The following is a 4,493-nucleotide window of genomic DNA, read 5'->3' on the forward strand; positions in this document are numbered from 1 at the left end:
ATGACGGATATTAGGCGCACACCTTTGCATGGTTTGCATGTTGAGTTGGGTGGGAAGTTGGTTGATTTTGCGGGCTGGGAGATGCCTGTTCAGTATCCCTTGGGGATTATGGGTGAGCATGCGCAGTGTCGTGAGAAGGCGGCGGTGTTTGATGTGTCTCATATGGGTCAGGTGATCCTGCGGGGTGAGGATGTTGGTGCCAAGCTTGAGGCTCTGTGCCCGCAGGCCTATGCGACACTGAAGCCTGGCAAGGCGCGGTATGGATTTTTCACCAATTCGGATGGCGGGATCATGGATGATCTGATCGTGTCGAATGCGGGGGATCACTTCTTTGTGGTGGTGAACGCGGCGCTGCGTCATCAGGATATTCCGCATATGCGCGACAATCTGGACGGGGTTGAGGTGATCGAGATCTTTGACCGCGCGCTTGTTGCGGTGCAGGGACCGAAGGCCGAGGATGTGGTGGGTGCGCTTTGCCCTGCGGCGCGGGATCTGAAGTTCATGGAAACTGTTGTTGCCGACATTCTGGGGGCCGAATGCCGGATCTCGCGTCTGGGCTATACCGGCGAGGACGGGTACGAGATCTCGATCCCCGAGGACCGCGCGATAGAAATCACCAAGGCCTTCCTGGCGCATGAGGATTGCGAGGCGGCGGGCCTGGGCGCGCGCGACAGCCTGCGGCTGGAGGCGGGGCTGTGCCTGTATGGCAATGACATCGACCAGGGCACCTCGCCGATCGAGGCCAGCCTGGGTTGGGCGATCCAGAAACGCCGCAAGGAAGAGGGCGGATTCCCGGGGGCCGACCGCATTCAAAAAGAACTGGCCGAGGGTCCCGCGCGCAAGCTGGTGGGCATCAAGCCGGAAGGCCGGGCACCGGCGCGTCAGGGCGTGGACATTCAGTGCGCGCAGGGCAATACAATCGGCCAGATCACCTCGGGCGGGTTTGGCCCGACGGTCGGTGGACCTGTGGCGATGGGCTATGTGGCGGCGGATCATGCCGAACCGGGCACGGCGGTGAACCTGATCATCCGGGGCAAGCCGCAACCGGCACAGATTGTGGCCACCCCCTTTGTCACCCAGAATTACAAGCGTTGAAGTCAGGAGAGAGACAACATGGCAACCTATTATTCCGAAGAGCACGAATGGCTGACCGTCGAGGGCGACACCGCGACGCTGGGCATCACCAAACACGCGGCTGAACAGCTGGGCGACGTGGTGTTCGTGGAACAGCAGGAAGCAGGCGACGAGTTCGAGAAGGGTGGCGAGATTGGCGTGATCGAATCCGTCAAGGCGGCGTCCGAGCTTTATGCGCCGGTTGATGGCGAGATCGTCGAGGTCAACGAGGCGCTGGCCGACAATCCGGGCGCGCTGAACGACGACCCCGAGGGCGAGGCCTGGATTTACAAGATCAAGATCACGGATGCGTCGCAGCTGGAAGATCTGATGGATGAGGCCGGCTACAAGGCCTTCATCGGGTAACTTCAATTCCGGGGCCCTGAAACCGGGCCCCGGGCTTCATCTTTTTCCAAATACTCCCGCCGGAGGCATCTGCCAGAGCGGCTGGGCGAGACATTCCTTGAGGAGCGCTACACATGGCCTTCAAACTCACCGATTACGAAGCCTATGACTTTGCCAACCGTCGCCATATCGGGCCCAGCCCGACCGAGATGCGCGACATGCTCAAGGTGATCGGCTTCACGACGCTGGATCAGCTGATTGACGCCACCGTCCCCCCTGCGATCCGGCAGAAGGAAGCGCTGGACTGGGGTCCGGCGATGACCGAGCGCGATGCGCTGTTCCACATGAAAGAGGTGGCGAGCAAGAACAAGGTTCTGACCTCGCTGATTGGTCAGGGCTATTACGGCACCACCACGCCTGCGCCGATCCTGCGCAATATCCTGGAAAACCCGGCCTGGTACACGGCGTACACGCCTTATCAGCCCGAGATCAGCCAGGGCCGGCTTGAGGCGCTGCTGAACTTCCAGACCATGGTCAGCGATCTGACCGGGCTGGACGTGGCCAACGCCTCGCTGCTGGACGAAGCAACCGCTGCTGCCGAGGCGATGGCGATGGCCAAGCGCGGTGGCCGGTCCAAGGCCAATAACGCGGCTTTCTTCGTCGATAAAAACTGCCACCCGCAGACCATTGCGGTGATCAAAACCCGCGCCGAGCCTCTGGGCATCGACGTACAGGTGGCTGATCCGGATACGATGGACGCGGGCGCGGTGTTTGGCGCGATCTTCCAGTATCCCGGCACGCATGGACATGTGCGCGACTTCACCGCCGAGATCGCGGCGCTGCATGAACATAAAGCCATTGCCATCGTTGCCGCCGACATCCTGTCGCTGGCACTGCTGAAATCCCCCGGCGAGATGGGCGCGGATATCGCCATCGGTTCGACCCAGCGCTTTGGCGTGCCGATGGGCTATGGCGGCCCGCACGCGGCCTATATGGCGACCACCGACAAGCTGAAGCGGTCGATGCCCGGCCGGATCATCGGCGTCAGCATCGACAGCCGGGGCAACAAGGCCTATCGCCTGGCGCTGCAGACCCGCGAACAGCATATCCGCCGCGAGAAGGCCAACTCGAATGTCTGCACCGCGCAGGCGCTGCTGGCCGTCATTGCGTCGATGTATGCGGTTTATCACGGCCCTGATGGCATCAAGGCCATTGCGCAATCGGTGCACCGCAAGACCTCGCGCCTGGCCGCCGGTCTGGAAGAGGCGGGCTTTGCCGTGGAACCGGAAGTGTTCTTTGACACCATCACGGTCGAGGTCGGCCATCTGCAGAATGTCGTGATGGAGGCCGCCGTGGCCCGCGGCGTCAACCTGCGCAAGGTCGGCGACAGCAAGGTCGGCATCAGCCTGGACGAACAGACCCGGCCCGAGACCATCGAGGCCGTCTGGGGTGCCTTCGGCATCGATCGGGCGGATGACAGCTCGAACAAGCAATACCGCCTGCCGGATTACGCGCTGCGTGAAAGCGAATATCTGACCCACGAGATCTTCCACAAGAACCGGGCCGAGGCCGAGATCACGCGCTATATGCGCCGTCTGGCCGACCGCGACCTGGCGTTGGACCGGGCGATGATCCCGCTGGGGTCGTGCACGATGAAGCTGAACGCCACGATCGAGATGATCCCGGTCACCTGGCCCGAGTTCGGCAATCTGCACCCGTTCTGCCCCGAAGATCAGGCACAGGGCTATCACGAGATGATTGCCGATCTGAACGACAAGCTGTGCCAGATCACCGGCTATGACGCGATCTCGCAGCAGCCCAACTCGGGTGCGCAGGGCGAGTACGCAGGCCTGCTGACGATCCGCAACTATCACTTCGCCCGCGGCGAAGGGCACCGCAATGTCTGCCTGATCCCCACTTCGGCCCATGGCACCAACCCGGCCTCGGCCCAGATGGTGGGCTATCAGGTGGTGCCGGTGCAAGCGGATGAGAAGGGCAACATTGATGTCGCCGATTTCCGCGCCAAGGCGGAAAAGCATTCCGACCATCTGGCCGCCTGCATGATCACCTATCCGTCGACCCATGGCGTGTTCGAGACCACCGTCCAGGAGGTCTGCCAGATCACCCATGATCACGGCGGTCAGGTCTATATCGACGGCGCCAACATGAACGCCATGGTCGGCCTGTCGCGCCCCGGTGATATTGGCGGCGATGTCAGCCACCTGAACCTGCACAAGACCTTCTGCATCCCGCATGGCGGTGGCGGCCCCGGCATGGGTCCGATCGGCGTCAAGGCGCATCTGGAGGAACACCTGCCCGGCCACCCGGAATACGGCACCGCCGTCGGTCCGGTCTCGGCGGCACCGTTTGGGTCTCCGTCGATCCTGCCGGTCAGTTGGGCCTATGTGCTGCTGATGGGCGGTGCGGGTCTGACCCAGGCCACGAAAGTGGCGATCCTGAACGCCAACTATATCGCGGCCCGGCTGCAGGACGCCTATCCGATCCTGTACACCTCGGAAACAGGCCGGGTGGCGCATGAATGTATCCTTGACACCCGTCCTTTGGATGAGGCGGCCCATGTCAGCGTCGACGATGTGGCCAAACGACTGGTCGATTCAGGCTTCCACGCGCCGACCATGTCCTGGCCGGTGGCCGGAACCCTGATGGTCGAGCCCACCGAGTCGGAACCCAAGGACGAGCTGGATCGCTTCTGCGACGCCATGCTGTCCATCCGGGCCGAGGCGCAGGACATCATCGACGGCAAGATCGATGCGGAGAACAACCCGCTGAAAAACGCCCCCCATACGGTGCGCGATCTGGTCGGCGACTGGGACCGCCCCTACACCCGCGAACAGGCCTGCTTCCCTCCGGGCTCCATGGGCGTCGACAAATACTGGTCCCCCGTCAACCGCGTCGACAACGCATACGGCGACCGAAACCTCATCTGCACATGCCCACCAATGGACGCTTACGAAGAAGCCGCAGAGTAAACAGACGACAACCAGATCAGCCCCCGCAATGGCCAGGGGCTGATC

General features: G+C 62.4%; 3 protein-coding genes. All 3 read left to right on the forward strand.

Annotated features, from left to right (window positions below; all coding sequences use genetic code 11):
- A partial coding sequence (gene gcvT, locus AC2FH2_RS19710; protein WP_496690629.1) for a glycine cleavage system aminomethyltransferase GcvT occupies nucleotides 1-1,095 on the forward strand: 1,095 nt, incomplete at its 5' end.
- Between the two features lie 18 nt (nucleotides 1,096-1,113).
- Nucleotides 1,114-1,479, forward strand: a complete 366-nt coding sequence (gene gcvH, locus AC2FH2_RS19715; RefSeq protein ID WP_142640419.1) for a glycine cleavage system protein GcvH — start codon at nucleotides 1,114-1,116, stop codon at nucleotides 1,477-1,479.
- Between the two features lie 113 nt (nucleotides 1,480-1,592).
- A complete protein-coding gene (gene gcvP / locus AC2FH2_RS19720; RefSeq protein WP_496704183.1) occupies nucleotides 1,593-4,448 on the forward strand; it encodes an aminomethyl-transferring glycine dehydrogenase in 2,856 nt (951 codons plus the stop codon).
- Nucleotides 4,449-4,493 lie beyond the last annotated feature (45 nt).

The sequence above is a fragment of the Ruegeria sp. YTSA105 genome (assembly GCF_059610225.1).

Bases quoted from the DNA above. Each gene is read 5' to 3' on its own strand.
- gcvH (WP_142640419.1), top strand. From the start codon at position 1,114: ATGGCAACCTATTATTCCGAAGAGCACGAATGGCTGACCGTCGAGGGC.
- gcvP (WP_496704183.1), top strand. From the start codon at position 1,593: ATGGCCTTCAAACTCACCGATTACGAAGCCTATGACTTTGCCAACCGT.